The following is a 22767-nucleotide window of genomic DNA, read 5'->3' on the forward strand; positions in this document are numbered from 1 at the left end:
TAGACTGACACCACGTCAACAAAATGTTGACAAATTGTCAGGATCGGCTTTGCTGATGCTCATGAAACAGAATGATCTAGGACCGGTCGTGTCGTCGGCCCATCTGGCGGGCGGTGCCTTTCCCGAGATATCAGAGTTCGAATTCGGGCTGACGCTGGCGAACAATGCGTTTCAGCGCTGGATTGTGCGTGCCATGGCGACGGCGGGGCATCCGGGGCTGACCGCGCTTGAGGTGCTGGTGCTGCATTCGGTCTATCACCGTGAGCGGCCCAAGCGGCTGGCCGATCTGTGTCTGGTGCTGAACATCGAGGATACGCATACCGTCAACTACGCGATCAAGAAATTGGCCCGTGCGGGCCTTGTCGTCGAAGGGCGGCAGGGCAAGGAAAAGACGGTTTCGGCCACCGAGGAAGGTGCCACCGCCTGCGAAAAATACCGCGAGATCCGCGATGCGCTGCTGCTGAGTGCGGTGGGTGAGCTGGGGTTTGAGCCGGAACAGATCACGCGTCTGTCGACGCTGCTGCGGCTGATGTCAGGCCAGTACGATCAGGCGGCACGGGCGGCGACGACGTATTGAACGGCCCTGCGGGAGGTCAGTGCAACGCAGGCGCCGGGCAACGCCTGCGGCTTGATTTCGGGCGGGTTTCTTACCTGCACGCAGGGCCCTACCCGCCGCCCGCGCGCTACAGGATCCGCTGCAACGCGGCCAGAAACGCGGCCACTTCGGCCTGAGAGTTGTAGTGGCACAGCGACACGCGCACGCAGCCCTTTTGCCCCAGTGGGGTCAGGATATTGCCGGAATAGTGGTCATCCTTGCGCAGATGCACGCGGATGCCCTCGGCCTTGAGCGCCGAAACGATGTCGACCGCCGCGATGTTTTCCGAGGCAAAGGAGACCAGACCTTCACGCGCGGGATTGTCGACGCCGCCGATGACGATCACGCCGGGCATTTCGGCCAGCCCCGGCAGGTTGCCGGTGCCCTGCAGCATCGCGTTGGTCAGCGACGCCTCGTGTGCATGGATCGCCTGGCCGGCTGCTTCGATCCGTTCGCGGGGATCGGTGCTGTCGGTGAATTCCCCGCCCAGCCAATCGAAATACCCGACCACATCCGAAAAGGTCGCGTATGATCCGGTGTCTCGGGTCCCGAGTTCCCAGCTGCCCTCGGGTCCGCCGACAAGCGAGTTGTGCGGCAGGGCTGATAGCCGGTCCGAGGCCCAGGCGATGCCGTAGCCGTGGCGCGAAAACACCTTGTAGGGCGAGATCACATAGCCGTCGATGTCATAGGATGCGATGTCGATGCGACCGTGGCTGGCGTGCTGGATGCCGTCGACGATGATATAGGCGTCGGGCGCTGTGGCGCGGATGAGGCGGGCAATCGCCGCCACGTCCATCGCCATGCCGGTCACCGGCGAGGTGTGCAGAATCGTCGCGACCCGTGTGTCGGGTGTGACGTACTGCGCATATTGTTCGGCCGTCACCAGCCCCAGCGCGTCGTCATGGGGAACCTGAACGTACTCCTTGCCCGCCACTGCGGCCCAGCGTGTGCAGGCCGAACGGGACGCGGGGTGTTCAACGGTCGCCCCCAGCACGATGCCGCCCGGTGCCGCGCCAAGGATCGCGTCGCAGATCAGGCGAAAGGTAAGCTCGGTGCCGCTTTCACCCACAAAAACGGCGCCGGTGGGGGCATTGAAGAAGGTGCGAATGTCGGATTTCGCGCGGTCAATGGTAGCGACCAAAGCATGAGAGGCGACGTTGTCCCGGCCCTGATTGTCGGGGATCGCGGCGAATTTAGCCGACGTGTCGACCACCGAATTCAGCGTCAGCGCCCCGCCGGCGTTTTCGAAAAACACACGCGGCCCGTCGAAGGGACAGCTGTCGACATGGGCAAAGCGCGCGCGGACCTGGTCCAGCAATCCGGGTTTCTGGTCAAACATGTGGTGGCCTTCTGTAGTGGGGAAATGGGGCAAATATGGGGTTTGCAGATGTCGCCGACATCCCGCACCATACGCATGCCACTGATGCCGATTTCCCCTGAGGCTTCAAGTCAAAGCCGCGTTCGGGTGGTAAAAATCCGCGATACGCGGGATCGCAGGGAGGTCTTTCTGTGGGACCCGCGGAATCCTGCACCAACATGCACACCAGACAGACGCCGACCTGTCCGCTGGCGCGTGTTAGTGCGGTCTTTCCGGCGTTTCCATGGCGTTCAGGACCGCGTCCAGCGCCTCTTCGATGTCGTCGGGATCTTCGGACGGCAGGGCGTAACTGCCGCTCATCCATTTCCCAAGATCGACATCCGCACAGCGTTTCGAGCAGAAGGGGCGGTATGCGGCTTCGGTGGCGCGCTTGCAGATCGGACAGCTCACTTCAGCACCGCTGACAGGGCGATCCGATCGCGTTTGCGTTGCAATTCCAGATTGCCCATCGGGGTCCAGCCCACCAGGGTCGTCTCGATCGTGCAGAGCTTCAGCGCCGCGCGCAGGGCGGATTCAATCGTGCGGCGATCCTTTTTCGGGACCGGCGCCGGGTCGATGGTGATCTGACCGCCCAGACCGCGCAGGCGCAGCTGGCGGGGCAGATCCTTCATCGCGGCCATGTTGGCCTTCAGGCCGGCGGCGGGCGTCGTGTCGCCCCCGGTGTTGATGTCCACGGCGACCAGCGCGCGGGTGGGTTCGATGAACATGGACCCTTCACCCAGCGTGACTTTGGCGCTGCGCAATTCTTCGATGGCGTCCAGAACGCCCTGATTTTCAAAGCTGCCCGCTTCGGTGTCGATATCGGCAGGTTCGACCCATTCCCGCCATGCGATCGCATGGGGGCTGTCGCCTTCGACCAGAGTTTCAGCGTCGCCTGTGGCATCGTTCATCACGGTATTGGCGAGGTCGGACATGGCACGGATATCTTCGGCAATCTCGTCCGCATCGGCTCCGGCGCAGGAGGACCGCAGAATGAGGCCGTGGGTCCCATCCTCCATCACTTCGTGGGCGAGTTCGGTCAGGCGAACGCGTTCCTCTTCATCCCGAATGGAACGTGAGACGTTGAAGCCGGGCGCATCCGGGGTGACGATGGCATAGCGGCTCTTGAACAGGATCTTGGTGGTGACGGGGATCGCCTTGCCCGCCTCGGCGTAGCCGGTGACCTGAACCAGCAGCGGCTGACCGGCGGCCAACCCCTTGATCTGGCGCAGATAACACTGGCCATCTGGGGAGCGCAGGAACATGCCGCCCTGCCCCTTCATCGGGCGCATGGCGATGGCGCGGTAGATGGTGCCGGGACGCGGCAGGTCGGTGTCGACCAGCAGATCCTGAAGGACGCCGTCCACCATGAGGGCGGCGGCCTCAAGCCCGTTGAGGTGGTCAAGCGCGATGGTGCGGCCTTTCATGGCTGCTCCTTCCAAAGGGGGTATCCGGCGGCGCGCAAAAGATGCGCGGTTTCGGCCAGCGGCAGACCGACGACGGCGGTGAACGAACCGGCAATCCACGGGATGAAGGCGCCCGCGGGCCCCTGTATGCCGTAGCCGCCAGCCTTGCCCTGCCAGTCGTTGGTCGCGAGATAAGCGTTCAGTTCTTCGTCCGACAGCGACTTCATCTTGACGGCCGTCACAACGTCGCGTTCCCAGATCCGCTCACCACGACGCACGGCGATGGCGGTGATCACGCGGTGGCGACGCCCCGAGAGGGCAAGCAGGAACTGAGCTGCCTCGCCCGCGTCACGCGGTTTGCCCAGGATGCGACGCCCAAGGGTAACCGTGGTGTCGGCAGACAGAACGATGTCGTCGGGGTCAGACGGGACGGCGAACGCCTTTTCCCGCGCCAGCCGCACGCAATAGGGGCGCGGCAGTTCGCGGGGCAAGGGGTCTTCGTCGATGTCGGGGGCGCGGATGTCATCCGCCACGACCCCCAGCTGGGCCAGCAGTTCACGCCTGCGCGGACTGCCAGAGCCAAGGATCAGTTTCATGCATGCCCCAACGCGCGTTTCAGCGTGGCCAAGCGGCCGGATGTCGGGACAGCGGTCATCATACGCTTACTTGAAGCGGTAGTTGATCCGACCCTTGGTCAGATCGTAGGGGGTCATCTCGACTTGTACTTTGTCGCCTGCGAGGACGCGGATGCGGTTCTTGCGCATCTTGCCTGCCGTGTGTGCGATGATCTCATGGCCGTTTTCAAGCTCGACCCGGAACGTCGCATTCGGCAGGAGTTCTCTTACGACGCCGGGGAATTCGAGCAATTCTTCCTTGGCCATGGTCTCTCCTGAGTTACCGACTCTGCCAAGATGCAGAGCGCAGCACTAAATGGGCGCATTCCGGCAGATTTTCAAGGGCCAAATCAGCGCAAGGGCAGGATCGGCGCAGGGACGTCACGGCCAGTCTGTTCGACCCAGTGCGCGCGGTTCAGTACGACGCCATCGACACGGACATGAGCGATATGGGCAACGTCGACCTCGGCGTAGGTCCAACCGGGCTGATTGAGCACACCTTCGGCGATCACGCCGGTGGCCGGAAAGCCGGTGTCGGGAGGGCCGAAAACGCCGCCCATGCCGCAGTTGGTATCCACCGCTTCGGACCATTTGGCCGAGCCGACGGTCGATGACATGACCGTCACGCATTGCTGCTCCAGCGCGCGAGCCATCGAACCGATGCGCACGCGGGAATAGCCGGTCAGCGCCTCTGTGCACGAAGGAACAAGGATCAGGTCGGCGTCGGACATAGCGCGGGCCAGAAGAGGATATTCGCTGTCATAGCAGATCAGGATGCCGATCTTGCCAAGGGTGGTGTCGAAAATGGTCAGCGGATGCCCCCCCACGACGCCCCATATCTCACGTTCGAAACGTGTCATGATCTGCTTGTCCTGAAATCCGATTGCCCCTGTGGGCGTAAAGAACCGGGCGCGGTTTACCGGTCGGGCGCCAATGGTGGGATCAAAGACCGGGGCAGAGGCGGCGACGATATGGACATTGTACTGCTGCGCAAGCGTCGCGTGCAGCGCATCCGCATCCCGGACACGATCCGATACGGCGTGAAGCGATGCCTCAAGGTCTGCGGCAACCTCGGCTCCGGCAAGGGTGGCAAGCTCCATCGCGCCGTATTCGGGAAAGAGCAGCAGATCAGCGCCCTGCCCCGCAGCCTCGGCCACCCAGGATGTGATCTTGGCCCTGTAGGCATCCCAGTCGGGCAGAAAGTCCATCGGATAGGCGGCAGTGGCGATTTTCATTGGGTGGTCCTGTGGTCAGAGGTCAGTCGTTTACGGATGGGTCTGGCGGGCAGCTTTGTCTTGTTCAGTGCGTTTGACCCAGAATTGCAGGGGCTTGGCAGTTTCGACGTCCTGATCTGTATCCTTCCACCGGAACTGCGCCACAACCCCATCAAGCGGTGCGTAGCCGCGTTTGCGCCAGAAAGCGTCCAGAGGTGCATAATCCGCAGGCCGTAGCGGATGATCCGCCGGACGCATGACCGAACAGAAGGCCGTGACGGCGAAACCGAGGCGGCGAGCGTGTTCTTCGCGCAGATCAAAGAAGCGATGTCCGATCCCTTGCCCGCGGCATTCGCGCAGCAGCACGGATTCGGCGCAGTAGAAAATGTCCGACAGCGCCAGACCGCTGCCGTCAAAGGCTGCGGCAAAATCCTGAGCGTGATCCGACATCGGCGCACCGGTCGAAGCCCCGACCAGCCTGTCGTCATCGAAGGCCGCCACCAGCACCGCGCGGTCACTGTCGCGATAGGTCTGCAGATAGGACCGTTCGTAATCCAGATCGCCGTCATAGAGATAGGGCCAGCTGCGGAACACCGCAATACGCAGCCGCGCCACATCGTCCAGCGCTGCGGCAAGCGCGTCGCCTGTCAGCACCTCGACCCGCATCAGGAGACCTGTTTGATCCAGTCCGACAGGTTGTAATAGGTCACCACGCGGGTGATTTCCCCGTCATGGATGGAAAAGAACGACCCCGCCGGCAGACGATAGGTTTGGCCCTTGGCCTCTGGCAGGCCGGGGTCGGTTGCAAGGTAGGTGCCGTTCACCATGAACTCTGCGGCACCGCGCGCGCCATCCTCTGCCTCGAAAAGTACCAGTTCGGTCAACTTTTCATCGTAGCAGCGATCCATATGGGCACAGAATTCTGCAAAAGCCTCGCGTCCGATGCGTACGCGCCCTTCGTTCACGTAATGCGCCACTTCGTCCGCCAGACAGTCGAGCATGCCCGCCGTGTCACCCCGGTTGAAGGCATCAAAATATCGTTGCAGAACTGCCGTGGTCATCAGTGTCCCCACTTTCCTTTGAGTTGATCAAATATCTGGTCCCGCGTCTGACGGTATGCATTCAGCTTGGCCTCACGCGATTCCCCGAGACCCGTCGGGTCCATGATTGGCCAATATTCCACCGAAAGGTGAAAGAGCCGTGTCAGATCCAGCGCCTTGCGCTGCGAGGCGGGCGACATCGCTACAATCAGATCGAAACCTGACAGCGCCTCGCCATGTTGTTCCAGATCGTCAAAGCTCCGAGCCGTGTGGCGCGACAGTTCGACCTCGATCTCTTTACACGCGGCGATCGCGAAACCGTCGATGTCGAGATCGTTGAGCACCCCGACAGATTGCACATAAGTATCAAAGCCATAGAGCTTTTTCATGATCCCCTCTGCCATGGGCGAACGGACGGCATTGTGGTCACAACAGAACAGAACCGATTGCGGCAGTGTGGTTGGCACCCGTCAGCCCCCGAAGTGCAAAACGCAGACAAGGGTGAAAAGGCGCCGCGCGGTGTCGTCGTCAATCTCTGCCTTGCCCTCCAGCCGCTCCTGCAGGATCCGCGCGCCTTCGTTGTGGATGCCGCGACGGGCCATGTCTATGGTTTCGATCTGGCTGGGCGGGAGGTTCTTGACCGCGTCGAAATAGCTTTTGCAGATCTGGAAGTAGTCCTTGACCACCTGCCGGAAGGGCGACAGCGACAAATGGAATTCCGCAGCCTTTTCATGGCTTTCCGTGGCGACATCAAACACGAGCCGCTTTTCCCGGATCGACAGGCCGACGTGGTAAGGCCCGGATGGCATGGTGCGGCCATCCCGGTTTGGCAGCACAAAGGAATTCTGCTCCATCAGATCGAACATGGCCACACGGCGTTCCTGTTCGATTTCAGGCGTCGGCGGCGGAAGACCGGCGTCATCCAGCTCGATATGTGCAATACGGCTCATCGACTGCCCCTTTAGACGATCACATTCCGGGAAAATCCTTAACGCGTTCACATGCCTGGGGCAATTGCGCTGTTTGGCGCTGAGGCACGACGGGTGAAGCGCGCCAGAAATACAGATGGAAATGTTGGAATAGTGCTAGCAAGTCCGGATATTTCTAAAATTTTAAAGCATAAAATCCGAACAATGCCAGAAATAGATAATATGATGAAATTTGTTACGAACTACTTTCTGCGCTCTACTGCCCCGGATCGTTCAGCTTTTGCAGCCTAGCGGTCACTGACAGGCCGTGTGCCTCAAGGCTTTCGGACGTGGCCAGCCGTTCAGCCGCCGGACCGATGGCGCGCAACGCCTCGGGCGTCATGCGGGCCAGTGTGGTGCGTTTGACAAAATCCAGCACCGAAAGCCCCGAGGAAAACCGCGCCGAACGTGCCGTGGGCAGGACGTGGTTTGGCCCGCCGACATAGTCGCCAATGGCTTCGGGCGTCCATTGGCCAAGGAAAATCGCGCCGGCGTGGCTGATCTTTGCGCTCAGCGCATCGGGATCAGCCACGCAGAGTTCCAGGTGTTCCGGGGCAATGCGGTCTGACAGTTGCGCCGCCTCCTCCAGATCACGCACAATGATCACCGCACCAAAGTCGCGCCAGCTGGCCCGGGCAATAGCGCGACGTTCGAGCGTTTCCAGCCGTTTTTCAACCGCTTGCGCGACGTTGTTACCAAAAGCAGCGTCGGTGGTGATCAGGATGGACTGCGCGCTTTCATCATGTTCCGCCTGACTGAGCAGGTCGAGCGCGATCCAATCCGGGTCGTTGTCGCCATCGGCAATGACCAGAATTTCGGACGGGCCGGCGATCATGTCGATGCCGACCTTGCCAAAGACCCGCCGTTTCGCCGCCGCGACAAAGGCATTGCCGGGGCCGGTGATCTTGTCCACTGCCGGAATCGTTTCGGTCCCATAGGCCAGCGCCGCAATCGCCTGCGCGCCACCGATGCGGTAAATTTCGTCCACGCCACTGATCCGCGCGGCCAGCAGGACCAGCGGATTGATCACGCCATCCGGTGTGGGCACAGTGATGCACAGACGCGGCACGCCTGCCACCTTGGCCGGGATCGCGTTCATCAACACCGAAGACGGATAGCTTGCCAGCCCGCCCGGGACATATAGCCCCGCCGCGCCGACCGGCGTCCAGCGCCAACCCAGCGTTGCACCATCGGGATCGGTCCACATGGCATCATCGGGCATCTGGCGCGCGTGATAGGCGCGGATACGTTCGGCGGCCAGTTCAAGTGCCGCGCGGTCGGCGGGCGAGACCTTGGCGATTTCCGCATCGACCTCTTCGCGGCTGAAGGCCAGCCCATCGGCCGTCAGTGTCAGCCGGTCGAATTTGGCGGTGAGGTCCAGAACGGCACGGTCGCCACGGTCGCGGACATCCTGGATGATTCCGGCAACGACAGCGTCGACATCGGGGCTGTCTTCACGCTTGGCATTGAGCAGCGTGATGAAGGACGTTTCGAAATCAGACTGGGTTGTGTCGAGAAAGACCGGCATGGCAGACCCCTTTGCTTTGCCGCGACATAACCTGTGGGGCGGCGAGCCTCAAGATGCGGGCTGGTGCGATCAGTTTGTAGACTTAGGACCGGGGGGCGAGCCCCGGTCCCGTGGAATATTTTCCGGCAGATGAAGCCAAAAGGATCTTGGCGAGGTCCTGCGCGGTTTAGTCCGGATGGCTTGGGGTTTTGCCGGACGGGGCCACGTAGGGGCGCGTCACATCCTTGAGCGTGACATCAAGCGCCTCGACCTGCGCCCGCAGCGCACCGTCGCCCGCAAGGGTCAGCAGGACATTGCCCGAGGCGTCCGGCCCCGGCTCGAACGTCACTGAAAGCAGCGACAGGATGGTATCGCGATCCGAACGGTCGATACCCTGGCTGCCGACGCCCATCACGTTTTCGATCAGCAGAACCGATTGCACGCGTTCAGGTGGGCGCTTGCCGACAGGCCGATCCTCCCACCGCATGCGGTTGACCAGCAGCGCCAGACGGCGGCTTTTCGGCTGCCAGGTCATCTCGGAAATCGGAAAGACCGCGTCCTGCGCAAGGGCCGACAAGATGCCAAGATCCTCGACATCCATGGCGCCGAGGTTCAGCGGGCGGGCGGTGCCGTCTTCAAAGCGTGCATCTTCGGTCATTGGCCTTTCACCCGTTCAATCTTGGCCCCCACGCCAGACAATTTGCGCACCACATGTTCATAGCCGCGATCGAGATGATAGACCCGGTTGACGATGGTTTCCCCCTGCGCGGCGAGCCCGGCAAGGATGAGCGAGACAGACGCCCGCAGATCGGTCGCCATCACCGGCGCGCCCTTGAGCTGCTTGACCCCGGTCACGGTCGCATGACCGCCGTGTACCTCGATCTTGGCCCCCATCCGCATCAGTTCGGGCGCATGCATGAAGCGATTCTCGAAGATCTTTTCCTCAAGGACCGACGTCCCTTCGGCAGTGCAAAGCAGCGCCATCATCTGGGCCTGCAGGTCGGTGGGAAAGCCCGGGAAGGGCTCGGTCGTCACATCGACGGCGCGGATGCTGCCATTCTTGCGCGCAACAGTCAGGCCTTCGGGTGTCTCTGTGACGTTGATGCCCGCCGCATCCAGCTTTTCGCAGAAGGCTGCCAGCAGGTCGATCCGCCCGCCCAGCAGCGTCACCTCACCACCGCAGATCGCCGGGGCCAGCATGTAGGTGCCAAGTTCGATGCGGTCGGTCACAACCCGGTGAGTCGCCCCACCAAGACGATCGACGCCCTGAATGGTGATCGTATGCGTCCCCTCGCCTTCGATCTGCGCGCCCATCTTGCGCAGGCACTGGGCCAGATCGACGATTTCGGGTTCGCGCGCGGCGTTGCGGATTTCGGTTGTGCCTTTGGCCAGCGTCGCCGCCATCAATGCGTTTTCCGTGGCCCCGACCGAGGCAATCGGGAAATCAATGATTCCCCCCCGCAGCCCGCCCGCAGGTGCCTTGGCATGCACATAGCCGTCGCGCAGATCCAGCTCTGCCCCTAACGCCTCAAGCGCCTTGAGGTGCAGGTCCACAGGCCGCGCACCGATCGCGCAACCGCCGGGAAGCGACACAATAGCATGGCCGTCCCGAGCGAGCATCGGCCCCAAGACAAGGATCGAGGCGCGCATCTTGCGCACGATGTCATAGTCGGCGATGTGGTTGTGGATATTGTGGCTCGACAGGGCGAGGACCTGGCCATCCTGAAGGCTCTGTACCTCGGCACCCAGCGATTGCAGCAGAGTGGTCATGGTACGGATGTCCGACAGGCGCGGCGCATTGGTCAGCGTCAGCGGTTCATCGCTGAGCAGCGTGGCGGGCATAAGGGTAAGGCAGGCGTTTTTCGCGCCTGCGATGGGGATCTGGCCGGACAACGGCCCGCCCCCCGTGACGATGATCGAATCCATGCCTGTTTATCCTTTGTCTTTCTCCGCGCCCTCGGGCTGCGGCTTTTCGCCTGTCCGGGCCCGGGACTGCGCCTTGCGGCGTGCCAGATTCGCCTTGAGCGCGCTTTTGAGGCGTGCATCACGGTGGTCTTTGGGTGTTTTCGGCGGGCGTTGTTTCTGCTCCATGGCCTCTCTGTAACGCAGAGGGCAAAAAGCGTCCAGATTGCCCTTGCACCGAATGGGAATTGCGTCTAATCACCCGCCACGCCAACAAGGCGACAGATGCTGTGGTAGCTCAGTGGTAGAGCACACCCTTGGTAAGGGTGAGGTCGAGAGTTCAATCCTCTCTCACAGCACCATCTTTTTCCCTTCAATATCAAAAAGATGCAGTGTATCAGTGGCTTGGATGACGCTCGGTTCTACACCGAGGTTCCACACCACCATGGTTCTGCACATATCCCGCCCCCACAAATACCCGAAGACCGGCGTCTATTGTTTCCGGCAGAAAACCCCTGCCGACCTGCGCAAGGTCTATGGAAAGTCGGAGATCAGTTGGTCGTTGAAGACCAAGAATGAGGACGAGGCGAAGCTTCGACACGTTGAGGCGCTTCGCAAACAGGCACTCGTTTGGCGAACCCTCAGGACCGCATCGGGATCGATTCCGCACAAAAATCTCGTGGCAATTGCAGGAGGTTTCTACCGTTCGCTGGTGGCGATGATCGAAGATGAACCCGGTGAATCCTCAATCTGGACCACGATGATCGACAAGTTCTCTGACGAGGAGCCGAGTGCTGACGCCCTCGAAAAGTGGTTCGGGCCAGACGCCGACCGGTTGCTGCGTGAAGAAGGGGTGTCAGCCGATGCCTACAGCCGTGCCCGCCTGTGCGAAGAGTTGCACAAGGTCTGGCTGCAATGGTCAGGTTTCCAGTTGCGGCGTTCAGAGGGCGATTACAGCCCCGACCCGAAGGCTGACAGATTTCCCCCTAAGGAGACCCTGCACATGCCCGCAGAGGCGTCTTCGGTGACTGAAACAACCATCTCCGTCTCAGGCTTGTTCAACCTCTGGGAGCGTGATCACCTTGCCAACGGAAAGCCGCAGAAAACCGTCGATGACTTCCGGCAGAAGATCGGTGACCTTACGGCCTTTCTTGGCCACGATGACGCGCAGCAGGTGTCGGCACGTTCGTTCCAGAGATGGCCACTGTGACCTTTTACCCAGCGCCATTCGACGGCCTGCCGTTCGGTGGCACCTTGGAGGCGTTTCCATAGGTCGCCGTTGTCAGGCGCCTTGCCGTCGCTTTTGCGCCATCCCCGTTTTTCCCACCCCGGCAGCCATTCGGTGAAGCCCTTCAGGACGTGCTGTGAACTGCTGATGATGGTAATGGACAGGCTGGCCAAATACCTAACTCCATATGTCCTGCGACGAATGTCAGTCCGTTCAGCGCTGACATAAGTTCCGCACGGTTGTTCGATGTAATTTATTTTACGGCTCGGTGCCGTTCCTCCTGGGCTATAATCGTTCCTGTTTCGTTCAGGTGGAGCGCGACGCTGCCCCAGCCACCGGGACCGGGGTTCGATGTCGGCTTCGGCCAAACGCTCGGTGTATCGAATGGACAGATATTGCCCGTCCCACTGCCCGGCAGGGTTTTGCGTAGCAATGCCCGAGAGGGGGCGGTCCACCGTGCAGCGCGCCAGCGAAAAGCCCTCGCGCTTCAGCTGATGCCAAGCCTTGCGAACCCCATGGGCCTGGTAGCTCTCATCCCAGACCCGTTTGATCACCGGGCAAAGCTCTCGGTCCCGCTGATGGCGCGCCGAAGCTTTGCTAGGGTCCGTGCAGCACGCCAGATGGTGATAATATGTCCCCTCCCGGCAGATTGCTGCGCAATCGCCTGCCGGGCAATGAATGAAGGCAATCACCGCTTCAGTGGGCGGTCGAGTTCCGCCTAGGCAAAATACGCCGAAGCCTTGCGGAGGACCTCATTGGCCTGGCGTAGTTCGCGAACCTCACGTTCCAGAGCCTTGATCCGATCCCGTTCCTCAGTCGTCGCGCATGCCGCTGTCCTTCTCGGCCTGCTTGACCCATTCGCGTAAGGTCTGCGGAATACATCCGATCTTCGGTGCAATGGCCGCAATCGCGCCCGCCTGCGTTTCCTACGAGCGTTGATGGTCGAAGATCATCCTGACCGAACGCGCGCGAACCTCAGGCGAGTAGCGATTTGCCATTTTGTTTTTCGTCATAACCGTCATCCTTACTTAAGTTGACGGTCTCCGACAGACCCGGGGCGATTCATTACGCAGGCCGAAGCCGGTCATTCTACTTCGCGAGCCCTAAATCTTCTTTCGACACCACATCAGTGCCTCGATGAGCTGTGATCCATTTGTTCAGCGTCGACATCCCGACACCAAGGTCGTCAGCCACCTGTTTGCGCATAAGCCCACTTGTCAGCGCGATCCACACAACATCTTGCCGGAATTCGTCCGTCTGTTTCAGTCCCATCGTCAGTCTTCTTTGTTGCAGTAAATGCTATCAAAGGAGCGGCATCAAACCGCGACAGGTCCACGCTGCAATTTCACGATACAATTTCTGTCAGATCATCGAACAAAATCAGATACTTCATACTTGATCAGGGCGCGCTAAAGAAGCGATCCACCAGCGTCGCGGCAATTGTCCGAGAAACGCTCATACTCGGATGATTCGCATCGAAAAGCGTCGGCGCACCATCCAGCACAAGATGGCAGTCTGCACCCGGGCAGATGATCGGCGCGGGATCAAAGATGACCGCACCATCCAGCTTTTTCAGATAGGTCATCATCGGGCTATGGATGGGTTCGAACGCGCTGAATGGAAACACCTGCTCGCCGCCTCTAGCCAAGTAAGCCGGAACACTGACGCCCGGCGTAGGAAGCTGTGCGACCACAATGACGTAAAGCCCATTTTCTGCCAGCCGCTCCACGGTTTCGGCAAAGCGCGATTGAAAGCCCGGCTTCTTGAGGGCGGTATCGAACCGAAGCGTTAGAATGACAGTTCGGATATTGGACGCAGGATCAATTAGAAATTTTATCACTTCTTCATTATGTTCATCGCAGAGTGGGCGTTTTTCTCTTTTGAATCCTATTACGGGCGGGCACCCGGAATAGGTGATCTGCCGCACAGGAATCAGTTCACTAAGCGCGTAGCTTAGTTCCACACCATGGCTATCGCCCCAAACTGCAGTGAAGGGGATGCCATCCCCCAGCGTACACGCCTCAGATGGCGGCGCTATACCGGATTTGGGGTGGCAACGCTCTCGCTCGGGACTAACATCGTCAATTGCGGCGCCGAAGCGGGCGATATCGTCTGAGAAACGCTCAGGCCAGCCATCGGTCTTGTGGATTCCAATGGCCAGAACGGTCACTGCGGCCATACCGATGGCAGACCCTGCCATTATGCTCCGACGTGGCACGCGGATTTTGTCACGGAATGGCAGCTCGATAAAGCGCCATGACAGCCATGCCATCAGAATGGAAATAACGACCACTGCGGATTGCGAGGCCAAGCCGTTCAGCCAGCCCCCATCGCGGGCGAAGACTATGAGCGGCCAGTGCCAAAGGTAGAGCGAATAGGAAATTAGACCGATCCAGCGGATCGGTCGCCAGCCAAGGATGGCTCCAGCCCGCGTTCCCTCCCCGCACAGGATTACCATTACAGCCCCCAGGACCGGCACCGCCGCGACCGTTCCGGGGAACGCCATATCGCTGTCGATCAGCACCACACCCGCGAGTATCAGGCCAATTCCAAGGGTTGTCAGGATCTCGCACGCCAATCGGCTACCCGGACGAGATGGTATTCCGACGGCGATGAGCGAACCTGCGGACAGCTCCCATGCTCGAGTCGGTAAGAGGTAAAAGGAAGACTCCGGATAACTTTGCGTCAGGATCGCGCAGAACGCGAACGACACGGCGGTTAAAAAAAACAGAACGAATTTTAGAAACTGGGGGGCTAGCCGTAGCACCAATATAAGGATGATCGGGGCAAATATGTAGAATTGTTCTTCGACGCCAAGAGACCACGTATGCAACAGTGGTTTTTCTTCGGCCAGTGGCGAAAAGTACCCCGATTGCAGCCAGAGGACGATGTTTACAACAAAAAATATCGCCCCTATTACCTGTGCCGGGAGCAGTCGCAATTCGCTTGGCAACAAAAAAAAGAGAGAGCCCAGGATGACGAAAGCGATTAGGGCAAAAAGGGCGGGTATGATACGGCGCAGGCGCCTCTCGTAAAAGTCTAGAAAGCTGAAGCGACCATCTCGGGCCTCTTCATAAATGATGGTTGTAATAAGATATCCGCTAATCACGAAAAATACGTCGACACCGATGAACCCGCCCTTGATGCCAGAAAATCCGGCATGGAACAGGACCACGGGAAGGACTGCAATCGCACGTAATCCGTCGATGTCGGATCTATACTTCACTCAACGATCATCCTCATCCGAACCGAAAGGAATACAACTCTGAAACTGACAGTCCCCAGACGCAAGGCCTCCTGCTACACTGTGGCATTTATTTGAGCAATCGATGATTGGGCTTGCTGTGCCTACGTTTTGGCCCTGTCGCGCTTGGATGCTGCTGCTTTGATAGCTGTCCGTTGTCAGGGTTCTGGCACCAATAGCAGCTTGAATTAAGGGAGATAGCCTGCCTCATCTCATAGGCTAACTGCTCACTCCCGGCATCTGGTGGATCGGAGTGAAGATGAAACGAACTGGCCCTGAAGTCGCTGTCTTGGATGAGTATTCGCAGGATCTTAGTCCCCCGAGCGTTTTCAGCCTTCGGGCGAAGTTGCAGGCAACAATGAAGTCGCAACGCAGGCAGCACGGCGGCTCGCCGCTGGGTCCATGTCGTCGGCTCCTTCCCAGAAGGTCGTTCAGGACGATGTTGTCGAGAATGTTCCCCGCGACCAGACGCTCCGGCTTGCTGTTCTTGTCTTCGGGTGCCTTGAGAGCGAGGCACTGTCCGCTGGCGATCGCGGGGCACATCCACGCCACCATACCTGGCCTTCAGCTTGTCCCTTGCGCCCAGGCTAACGGAATGTTTGCAACATCTCTGCCTCTTGTTCCTTGCTCACCTGTCCTCTCGGCCGACTGCTTCGCAATCGCCTGCCGGGCAGCGGAAAATTTGCGGCTCAGTGAAGCGGTTTGTCGTCAGTCGTTTGCTCGTGCGTGTTTTGGCAGACTGTACATTAGACTGATGGACCTGCGGGGGCAGGTCACAAAGCTATGTAAGCGCCAGCGTGCTGAAATATCTTCCGGCCCATAGGGTACCGCGCGCGACTTCCAGATCTACGATAGCATCGGGATTTTACTGATCGAGGTTCAGGAGGTGCAGGAACTCATCAAAAGCACCAGAAAAGCGCCCAATAAAAGTATGGGCCCAAGATCAAAACCTGCCGCTTAGCCGTTAAAAACAAGGATAAACTGGTGCGGGTGGCCGGACTCGAACCGGCACTCCGTGAGGAAAGGGTGTTTGAGACCCTCGCGTCTACCATTCCGCCACACCCGCACGTGGCACGGTTTATGTCCCCGCAGAGAAACCGTCAAGCGGGTTACACGCCGCTTGTGTAAGACTTATCCGTAGGCGCCTTAATACCGCCGGAAGGTCCCGCTGTGCAGAAATCTCCGCCAAGGCTTGACCCCCCGCGCCGCCCATGGTCTGACGCTGGGGAACGCTGAACGAGGGCCTGATGCTGCACCGCCTTTATACCCGCATGCTGTCTATGGCCGATCATCCCCATGCGCTCTGGGTGCTGGCCGCTGTGGCTTTTGTGGAAAGCTCGGTCTTTCCGATTCCACCTGACGTGCTGATGATTCCGATGATCCTTGCCCGTCCCAGCCGGGCCTGGCTGATCGCGGGCGTGGCGATGGTCGCTTCGGTAATGGGTGGCATGCTGGGATATGCCATCGGTTATTTCTTTTACGAACAGATCGGGGCGCCAATCCTTCAATCACTGGGCAAAGGCGACGCCGTCGAGGCCTTTAGCACGCGGTTCAACGACTTTGGTTTCTGGGCCGTTTTGGTCGCCGGGATCACGCCGTTTCCGTACAAGGTCATCACCATCATGTCGGGCTGGACGGCGATGCCGCTGGGCACATTCATCGTCACGTCGATCATCGCGCGGGGGGCGCGGTTCTTTATCGTGGCGGGCTTGCTGCGGGTCTTTGGCGCCCCGGCGCGGGCCTTTATTGAAAAGCGGCTGGGTCTGGTCTTTACCGTCTTCCTCGTTCTGCTTGTGGGCAGCTTCTATCTGGTGCGTTACCTATGAGCCGAAAACTTCTCATTCTGATCGCCACTGTCGGATCTGCCGCCCTGCTGATGGGCGCGCTTGGGTTTCAGTACATCGGCGGCCTGCCACCGTGTAAATTGTGCTACTGGCAGCGATATCCTCATATGGCCGCCGTCGTGATCGGCGTGGCCGCCGTGTTCCTGCGCAGCCGACTGCTGCCGGTATTGGGCGCGCTGGCGGCGCTGGCATCGGCGAATGTCGGAGTTTACCACACCGGGGTCGAGCGCGGCTGGTGGGAAGGTCCGACCACCTGCACTTCTGGCCCGATCAGCGGGTTGTCGACCGATGCGCTGCTCGATCAGATCATGGCCGCGCCGATGGTGCGCTGCGATGACATCGCCTGGCAAATGTTGGGCCTGTCGATGGCAAGCTGGAACGCCATCGCATCGCTTGCCCTTGCGCTGATCTGGATAGCGGCGGCCCGTCGGGAGGCCTGACCCCCTTTCGGCACGACGGTTTTCAGGCTCCCATGCGCATCCTATCAGGCTGACGGGCCATGCTACGGCACATGCCTCCTCCCCTTTGCCCGCCAGATCTGCTAGACCGCGCGGCAAATATCCGAAATCTCGCTTCTCAGGAGTCCTACATGCAGACCAAACGCATCCTTCTCGTCGGCGCCCCTGTGGACAGCGGAAAGACCCGCCTTGGCTGCCTCATGGGGCCTGACGCCTATCGCACCGCCCGGCTAGGGGGCGCACTGAGTGATCTGGGTCACGAGGTCAGCGATCTGGGCAATGTGAGGCCTGATGCCACGGATGTCGCCCCGCGGCCCGGCCTGCATGAATTGCCGTTGACCATCGGTTGGACCTCGGCGCTCAGCCGCGCGGCAAGCGAAGCCATGGCGCAGGGAATGCCGATTTTCATGGGTGGCGATCACGCGCTGTCGCTGGGCACGGTGCACGGTGTGGCCGCCCATGCCGCCGCGACGGGCCGTCCTCAGTTTGTGCTGTGGCTTGATGCCCACAGCGATTTCCATACGCTTGAGACGACGGATTCTGGCAACCTGCACGGCACGCCACTGGGCTATCTTACCGGACGGTCGGGGTTTGACAGCTTTCCGCCTGTGCCCCACCCGATTCCCGAAGATCAAGTCTGCATAATAGGCCTGCGTTCGGTCGACACCGCCGAACGCAATATGCTGGAAAAGACCGCCATCCGCCGCCACGACATGCGCGACATCGACGAGAACGGCATCGCCAAACTGCTGGGCGGATTTCTCGACATTGTGGCCGCCGCCGGTGGCGCGCTGCATGTATCGCTTGATGTGGATTTCCTCGACCCCTCCGTGGCACCTGCTGTCGGCACAACGGTTCCGGGCGGGGCGACGGTGCGTGAGGCGCATCTGGTGATGGAGATGCTGCACGACAGCGGTCTGATGACGTCGCTTGATCTGGTCGAACTGAACCCGATGCTGGACGACCGGGGGCGTACGGCGCAGCTTATGGTCGACCTTGCGGCCTCGGCCCTGGGCCGACGCGTATTCGACCGTCCTACCCCGCGCGGATTATAAAACCCGACGCCCCCGGGGTTTCATCTGCCAAAAATTCTCCGGGGGGCAGCGCTCCTGCCGCTCCCAAAGCCCGCGCAGGCGCGAAATGTCAGAGCGCCTGAAGCCCGCCGCGGAACCGTCGCATGTTCGCCTGATATCCAAGAGCCGACTTGCGCAACGCTTCGATCGCCGCTTCGTCCAGCGGGCGGATCACCTTGCCCGGCACGCCCATCACCAGCGATCCATCGGGGATCACTTTGCCTTCGGTGATCAGCGACCCGGCCCCGATCAGGCAGTTTTTACCAATCTTCGCGCCATTCAGAATGGTCGCGCCCATACCGATCAGCGAATTTTCACCAATCGTGCAGCCGTGCAGCATGACCTTGTGCCCGATGGTGCAGCCCGCGCCGATCACCAGAGGGTACCCCATGTCGGTATGGCAGACGACGTTTTCCTGCAGATTGCTGCCCGCACCGATGCGGATTTCTTCGTTGTCGCCACGCAGGGTGGACCCGAACCAGACCGACGCGCCGGGTTCCAGTACCACGCGCCCGATCACATTCGCATCCGGTGCGATCCATGTATCCTCGGCAATCTCGGGTGTCTGGCCGTCAAGGCTGTACAAAGTCATGGCTGTCCCTCATCGAATTCGTGCTGAAGCTTGCGTACATGGGCATTAAGTCCGGGCTGCTGGCTGCGGCGCAGCCGTGCGGCGGTGACGATGCTTTTCAGATGCGCCTCTGTCGTGTCGAGATCGTCGTTCACCAGTACAAAGTCATAACCGTCCCAGTGGCTGATCTCGTCCCAGCTTTTCTGCATCCGCTTGGCGATCGTGTCGTCGGTGTCCTGCCCGCGCGCCATCAGCCGCCGACGCAGCTCAATGATCGAGGGTGGCAGCAGAAAGATCGACAGGGTGTGCAGCCCCAGATCCGAGTTTCTAATCTGCTGAGCTCCCTGCCAGTCGATGTCGAACAGCACGTCCTGCCCGGCCTCGATCGCCTTGCGCACGGGTTCCTTGGGCGATCCGTAGAAATTACCAAAGACATGCGCATGTTCCAGCATGCCGCCGTTGGCCACCTGCTTCTTGAAGTCCGAGTCGGTCAGAAAATGATAGTCTTCACCATCGACCTCGCCGGGGCGGGGCGCACGAGTGGTGGCCGAGACGGAAAAGACGATGCGTTCGTCCCAATCCCGCAGCCTGCGCGCCAATGTCGATTTCCCCGCGCCCGAAGGCGAGGACAGGATGATCAGAAGGCCGCGCCTGTCGCTCATGTCTTACTCCACATTTTGCACTTGTTCGCGCATCTGGTCGATAACGGTCTTGAGGTCCAGCCCCACCCGCGTCAGCGGCGCGGACTGCGCCTTGGAACACAGGGTGTTGGCCTCGCGGTTGAATTCCTGCATCAGGAAATCGAGCTTGCGCCCCACCGGCCCGGGCTGATCCAGCAAATCGCGTGCCGCGTCCACATGGGCGCGCAAGCGGTCAAGTTCTTCGGTCACATCCGCCTTGACGGCGATCAGCGCCAGTTCCTGAGACACCCGCTGTGGGTCGGCACCTTCGGTGTTGTCCATGACCCGTGCCAGCGCCGCGCGCAGCTTCTGGCCCTGTTCGTCGCGGCGCGCGTCTATCTGGTCGGCCGCCGCGCGGGTCAGCGCATCAATTTCGTCCAATTGCGAGGACAGGATCGTCTGCAGCGCCTGCCCTTCAGTCTTCCGCATGGCTATGAACTGGTCCAGCACCTGCGCGAATTCGCTTAGCAACTGAGTGCACAATGCCTTGGTGTCCGTTTCGGTCGCGCTGGCGTCAAGGATACCACGCAGGCCGACAATCTGTGCGGCTGTAGACGGCGCAAGCGACAACCCGCGGCCCATTGCCTGCTCTTCAATCTTTGTCATGGCATCCAGAACGATGGCAAGAAACGGCTCGGACAACTGCAGACCAGTATCTTCGCCCGTGCCCTGAAGCCGTAGTGTTATAGTAACGTTGCCGCGCGTAAGCTCTGTGGAGGCTGCGGCCTTGAGCCCCGGTTCGAGGCCGTCGATCCAGTCCGGCACGCGGATGCGAAGATCCAGCCCCTTGCCGTTGACACCGCGCATGTCCCAAGTCCAGCGCAGGCTTTCACGCCCGCCAGCCGCCCCTGCAAATCCCGTCATTGACTGCCGCATGCACACCTCCGGGATTTTCCCTAGTCAACCGCCCCTCACAAATCAAGCGCTTGTCATTCTGCAGCCTGCCGACCCGCGCACGTTAACCAATTGGGTCAAATTGAGGCGAATTTAGGACCAACCTGCGGTATTAAGGTTTTAGTAAGGAATGTGAAGGCACGTAGTTAAGAACCGTTAAGCACGGTGGAGACTGCGCCCGCTCAGGAGCAGAAAGATGTTTGGTTTCGGAAGAGACGAAAAAAATGTGGTGTCGATGATGACCCGTGAAAATGAACGACGTATGGCACCGCTTCGCGAAGTTGAGTCATACTGGCATTCGCTTTGCGGCGTGGACACCATTCCTGTTCGCAGCCAGATCGACCCACGCGGAATCGAGGGCGCGCTTGAATATGCCTTTCTGGCGGAGCGCATCGCCCCCGGGATGGCCAAGATCCGCGTCGCGGGATCGCACCTGTCGGACCTGATGGGGATGGAAGTATCGGGCATGCCGATGAGCAGTCTGTTTGCACCCGAGGCGCGCGAGGCATTGGCGCGGGATGTGACGCGGCTTTTTGCAGAACCCGCCATTCTACGGGCGCAGCTGCGCGCTGAAGACGGTTTCGGCAAGCCCGAGATCAGCGGCCAGCTGCTTTTGATGCCGTTGCGCTCGGACATGGGGGATGTGAGCCGGGCAATAGGTTGCCTGATTACCCGAGGCCGCATCGGCCGGGTGCCACGGCGCTTTTTGCTGGACCATATCGAGGTGACACCAGTGTTCGAAAATGACGTGGCGGCCCCTGCGCCCGAAGTCACGCCGACGCGCCCCACCGAAGACTATCTGAAGCCCCGCACACCCCGGGCCGGTCAGTTTGACGAACCCGCAGCGCCCTTTACGACCGAGCGACGCAGCCCCAAGCGGCCAGATCTGCGTATCGTGGTCTCGAACGACATCTGAACCGGTATTATTCCGGAAACAGAAAGGCCGCCGTGGTTTTCCACAGCGGCCTTTTTCGTGAACTGAAATCCGTTCACTCGGCAGCGAGCAGACTTATCTTGTGTTCCGAGATCACGTCGCGAAATTCCGGCGTCATATTGGCATAGGCCAAGATCGCGCGCAGCATACCTTCTTTAGATCCGCAGTCATACCGCTGGCCGCTAAATCGATACCCGGACAGACCGATACGCGGCGTCGCACGCGAGATGGCGTCTGTCAGCTGGATCTCTCCACCTGCACCGGGTTCCTGATCACGCAGGTCGTCAAAGATTGATCCATCAAGCACGTAGCGTCCAACCACCGCCTGCCGCGATGGGGCATCGGCGGGAGCGGGCTTTTCGACCATGCCGTCAGCCCAAAGCACCTTGTCGTCGCGCCCGGTCACCGACAGGATGCCATAGCTTTTTACAGCATCCGGATCGACCTGCATCGTGGCGACCATGTGCCCCGCACCACCTTGTGCATAGGCCTCGATCATCTCGGAGAGGCAGCCGATTTCACCTAAAATCAGATCATCCGGCAAGACGACGGCGACGGGCCCAGGCAGCGCGTCCTCAGCCGCGCAAAGAACTGCGTGGCCAAGGCCGAGAGGTTCGTCCTGCATGACAAAGCGCACGTCTATCTTGTCCGTATCGAGCGCGTTTTCAACCAGACGGTCGGCCACGTCATGCTTGCCCTTGGCACAAAGCTGTTCGTGCAGCACCGCGTCATGCGTGACGTATTTTTCGATGGCCCCCTTTGACGGGTGACTGACAAAAATCATCCGTTCGATTCCGGCGGCGCGCGCTTCGTCGATGGCAAACTGGATCAGCGGACGGTCCAGCACGGGCAGCAGTTCTTTCGGCGTGGCCTTGGTCGCCGGAAGGAAACGGGTCCCCAAACCCGCAACCGGAAAAATGGCGGTGCGTACAGGCAGAGGTGTTGCAATTACTTTCGGTTCCATTTGGTTCGGTTCTCCTGAACAGAAGTGCGCGCTGGAAGTTTTCGCCGCAGCGCAGCATTGCTTGTAAACCTATCCATACTTGCGCATGAGTCAAAAGGTCTTCGTTGCCGTTTCAACGCGCTAACAGGTGCAGAGTTCCTGACCTTTCAGACACACTTAGTTTTCAGTGGCTTGCACGCGATGGCGCCTTTCTGCGGCGTTTCCCGGCAAAGCTGGAACACGCACAGGATGTTGAATCCGAAGCCCGTTTTTGTGATAAATTCTCGGAAATCCG

Annotated in this window: 24 protein-coding genes, 2 tRNA genes and 3 pseudogenes; 7 read left to right on the forward strand and 22 right to left on the reverse strand. The window is 60.2% G+C overall.

Going from position 1 to position 22767, the window contains the following annotated elements:
- The first annotated feature begins 55 nt into the window (after window positions 1-55).
- The gene (locus CHB75_RS10730; protein ID WP_245840890.1) at window positions 56-577 is read left to right on the forward strand and encodes a winged helix DNA-binding protein; all 522 of its coding nucleotides are present in this window, start codon (window positions 56-58) and stop codon (window positions 575-577) included.
- Between the two features lie 106 nt (window positions 578-683).
- Here CHB75_RS10730 and CHB75_RS10735 read toward each other — a convergent pair whose 3' ends face one another.
- The 13 genes from CHB75_RS10735 to murA all read right to left on the reverse strand — a co-directional run bounded on the left by CHB75_RS10735 (window position 684) and on the right by murA (window position 10627).
- Window positions 684-1934: an aminotransferase class V-fold PLP-dependent enzyme gene (locus CHB75_RS10735; protein ID WP_089270548.1), complete on the reverse strand. Its 1251-nt coding sequence runs from the start codon at window positions 1932-1934 to the stop codon at window positions 684-686.
- Between the two features lie 237 nt (window positions 1935-2171).
- Window positions 2172-2363: a DNA gyrase inhibitor YacG gene (locus tag CHB75_RS10740; protein ID WP_089270549.1), complete on the reverse strand. Its 192-nt coding sequence runs from the start codon at window positions 2361-2363 to the stop codon at window positions 2172-2174.
- Window positions 2360-3379 (reverse strand): ribonuclease E/G, encoded by a 1020-nt coding sequence (locus CHB75_RS10745; protein ID WP_089270550.1) that lies wholly within the window; start codon window positions 3377-3379, stop codon window positions 2360-2362. Before CHB75_RS10745 ends, CHB75_RS10740 begins: the two co-directional genes overlap by 4 nt.
- Window positions 3376-3954: a Maf family protein gene (locus CHB75_RS10750; RefSeq protein WP_089270551.1), complete on the reverse strand. Its 579-nt coding sequence runs from the start codon at window positions 3952-3954 to the stop codon at window positions 3376-3378. The genes CHB75_RS10745 and CHB75_RS10750 overlap by 4 nt, the downstream gene beginning before the upstream one ends.
- A gap of 66 nt (window positions 3955-4020) precedes the next feature.
- Window positions 4021-4239, reverse strand: coding sequence for a translation initiation factor IF-1 (gene infA / locus CHB75_RS10755; protein WP_089270552.1), 219 nt, complete (start codon window positions 4237-4239; stop codon window positions 4021-4023).
- Between the two features lie 83 nt (window positions 4240-4322).
- Window positions 4323-5207, reverse strand: coding sequence for a carbon-nitrogen hydrolase family protein (locus CHB75_RS10760; RefSeq protein WP_089270553.1), 885 nt, complete (start codon window positions 5205-5207; stop codon window positions 4323-4325).
- A gap of 30 nt (window positions 5208-5237) precedes the next feature.
- Entirely contained in the window at window positions 5238-5852 is a 615-nt protein-coding gene (locus tag CHB75_RS10765; RefSeq protein ID WP_089270554.1) for a GNAT family N-acetyltransferase, read from the reverse strand.
- Entirely contained in the window at window positions 5852-6247 is a 396-nt protein-coding gene (locus tag CHB75_RS10770) for a ketosteroid isomerase-related protein (protein WP_089270555.1), read from the reverse strand. Before CHB75_RS10770 ends, CHB75_RS10765 begins: the two co-directional genes overlap by 1 nt.
- A complete protein-coding gene (locus tag CHB75_RS10775) occupies window positions 6247-6630 on the reverse strand; it encodes an arsenate-mycothiol transferase ArsC (protein WP_245840899.1) in 384 nt (127 codons plus the stop codon). The genes CHB75_RS10770 and CHB75_RS10775 overlap by 1 nt, the downstream gene beginning before the upstream one ends.
- Before the next feature lie 66 nt (window positions 6631-6696).
- The gene (locus CHB75_RS10780; RefSeq protein ID WP_089270557.1) at window positions 6697-7176 is read right to left on the reverse strand and encodes a UPF0262 family protein; all 480 of its coding nucleotides are present in this window, start codon (window positions 7174-7176) and stop codon (window positions 6697-6699) included.
- A gap of 235 nt (window positions 7177-7411) precedes the next feature.
- Window positions 7412-8722 carry a histidinol dehydrogenase gene (gene hisD / locus CHB75_RS10785; protein WP_089270558.1) on the reverse strand — a complete coding sequence of 437 codons (1311 nt, stop codon included), beginning with the start codon at window positions 8720-8722 and terminating at the stop codon, window positions 7412-7414.
- 166 nt (window positions 8723-8888) lie between these two features.
- Window positions 8889-9359, reverse strand: coding sequence for a DUF2948 family protein (locus CHB75_RS10790; protein WP_089270559.1), 471 nt, complete (start codon window positions 9357-9359; stop codon window positions 8889-8891).
- Complete coding sequence (gene murA, locus CHB75_RS10795; protein ID WP_089270560.1) at window positions 9356-10627, reverse strand: UDP-N-acetylglucosamine 1-carboxyvinyltransferase; 1272 nt, start codon at window positions 10625-10627, stop codon at window positions 9356-9358. The genes CHB75_RS10790 and murA overlap by 4 nt, the downstream gene beginning before the upstream one ends.
- Before the next feature lie 263 nt (window positions 10628-10890).
- Between murA and CHB75_RS10800 the strand changes: the two genes are divergently transcribed.
- A tRNA-Thr gene (locus CHB75_RS10800) sits at window positions 10891-10965 on the forward strand.
- A 47-nt stretch (window positions 10966-11012) separates the two neighbouring features.
- Complete coding sequence (locus CHB75_RS21850) at window positions 11013-11813, forward strand: DUF6538 domain-containing protein (protein WP_342745305.1); 801 nt, start codon at window positions 11013-11015, stop codon at window positions 11811-11813.
- Window positions 11814-11833: 20 nt separating this feature from the next.
- Here the strand turns inward: CHB75_RS21850 and CHB75_RS22480 are convergent.
- The 5 genes and pseudogenes from CHB75_RS22480 to CHB75_RS10830 all read right to left on the reverse strand — a co-directional run.
- A pseudogene (locus tag CHB75_RS22480) lies at window positions 11834-12286 on the reverse strand (RNase H family protein); the annotation flags it as partial.
- A pseudogene (locus CHB75_RS10810) lies at window positions 12263-12844 on the reverse strand (transposase); the annotation flags it as partial. The pseudogenes CHB75_RS22480 and CHB75_RS10810, both read right to left, overlap by 24 nt.
- A 79-nt stretch (window positions 12845-12923) precedes the next feature.
- Window positions 12924-13103 (reverse strand): annotated as a pseudogene (locus tag CHB75_RS10815) (transposase); the annotation flags it as partial.
- Between the two features lie 127 nt (window positions 13104-13230).
- Window positions 13231-15057: an acyltransferase family protein gene (locus CHB75_RS10825; protein ID WP_089270561.1), complete on the reverse strand. Its 1827-nt coding sequence runs from the start codon at window positions 15055-15057 to the stop codon at window positions 13231-13233.
- A gap of 1000 nt (window positions 15058-16057) precedes the next feature.
- Window positions 16058-16141: transfer RNA gene (locus tag CHB75_RS10830), tRNA-Leu, on the reverse strand.
- 181 nt (window positions 16142-16322) lie between these two features.
- Here CHB75_RS10830 and CHB75_RS10835 point away from each other — a divergent pair.
- The 3 genes from CHB75_RS10835 to rocF all read left to right on the forward strand — a co-directional run bounded on the left by CHB75_RS10835 (window position 16323) and on the right by rocF (window position 18432).
- Window positions 16323-16901 (forward strand): YqaA family protein, encoded by a 579-nt coding sequence (locus CHB75_RS10835; protein ID WP_089270562.1) that lies wholly within the window; start codon window positions 16323-16325, stop codon window positions 16899-16901.
- On the forward strand, window positions 16898-17359 hold the full coding sequence (locus tag CHB75_RS10840) for a disulfide bond formation protein B (protein WP_089270563.1): 462 nt from the start codon (window positions 16898-16900) through the stop codon (window positions 17357-17359). The genes CHB75_RS10835 and CHB75_RS10840 overlap by 4 nt, the downstream gene beginning before the upstream one ends.
- Window positions 17360-17508: 149 nt before the next feature.
- Window positions 17509-18432, forward strand: a complete 924-nt coding sequence (rocF, locus tag CHB75_RS10845) for an arginase (RefSeq protein ID WP_089270564.1) — start codon at window positions 17509-17511, stop codon at window positions 18430-18432.
- A gap of 88 nt (window positions 18433-18520) precedes the next feature.
- On the opposite strand, the gene CHB75_RS10850 is transcribed toward rocF, so the two are convergent.
- The 3 genes from CHB75_RS10850 to CHB75_RS10860 are packed head-to-tail and all read right to left on the reverse strand — an operon-like array spanning window position 18521 to window position 20577.
- Window positions 18521-19042 carry a gamma carbonic anhydrase family protein gene (locus CHB75_RS10850; protein ID WP_089270565.1) on the reverse strand — a complete coding sequence of 174 codons (522 nt, stop codon included), beginning with the start codon at window positions 19040-19042 and terminating at the stop codon, window positions 18521-18523.
- Entirely contained in the window at window positions 19039-19683 is a 645-nt protein-coding gene (gene gmk, locus CHB75_RS10855; RefSeq protein WP_089270566.1) for a guanylate kinase, read from the reverse strand. Before gmk ends, CHB75_RS10850 begins: the two co-directional genes overlap by 4 nt.
- Window positions 19684-19686: 3 nt before the next feature.
- Window positions 19687-20577, reverse strand: a complete 891-nt coding sequence (locus CHB75_RS10860; protein ID WP_089270567.1) for a YicC/YloC family endoribonuclease — start codon at window positions 20575-20577, stop codon at window positions 19687-19689.
- 214 nt (window positions 20578-20791) lie between these two features.
- On the opposite strand from CHB75_RS10860, the gene CHB75_RS10865 reads away from it, so the two are divergent.
- Window positions 20792-21511, forward strand: coding sequence for a PAS domain-containing protein (locus CHB75_RS10865; protein ID WP_089270568.1), 720 nt, complete (start codon window positions 20792-20794; stop codon window positions 21509-21511).
- A 73-nt stretch (window positions 21512-21584) separates the two neighbouring features.
- Here the strand turns inward: CHB75_RS10865 and CHB75_RS10870 are convergent, their stop codons facing one another.
- On the reverse strand, window positions 21585-22493 hold the full coding sequence (locus CHB75_RS10870) for a UTP--glucose-1-phosphate uridylyltransferase (RefSeq protein WP_089270569.1): 909 nt from the start codon (window positions 22491-22493) through the stop codon (window positions 21585-21587).
- Window positions 22494-22767: the final 274 nt, after the last annotated feature.

The sequence above is a fragment of the Puniceibacterium sediminis genome (assembly GCF_900188035.1).
GTDB lineage: Bacteria > Pseudomonadota > Alphaproteobacteria > Rhodobacterales > Rhodobacteraceae > Puniceibacterium > Puniceibacterium sediminis.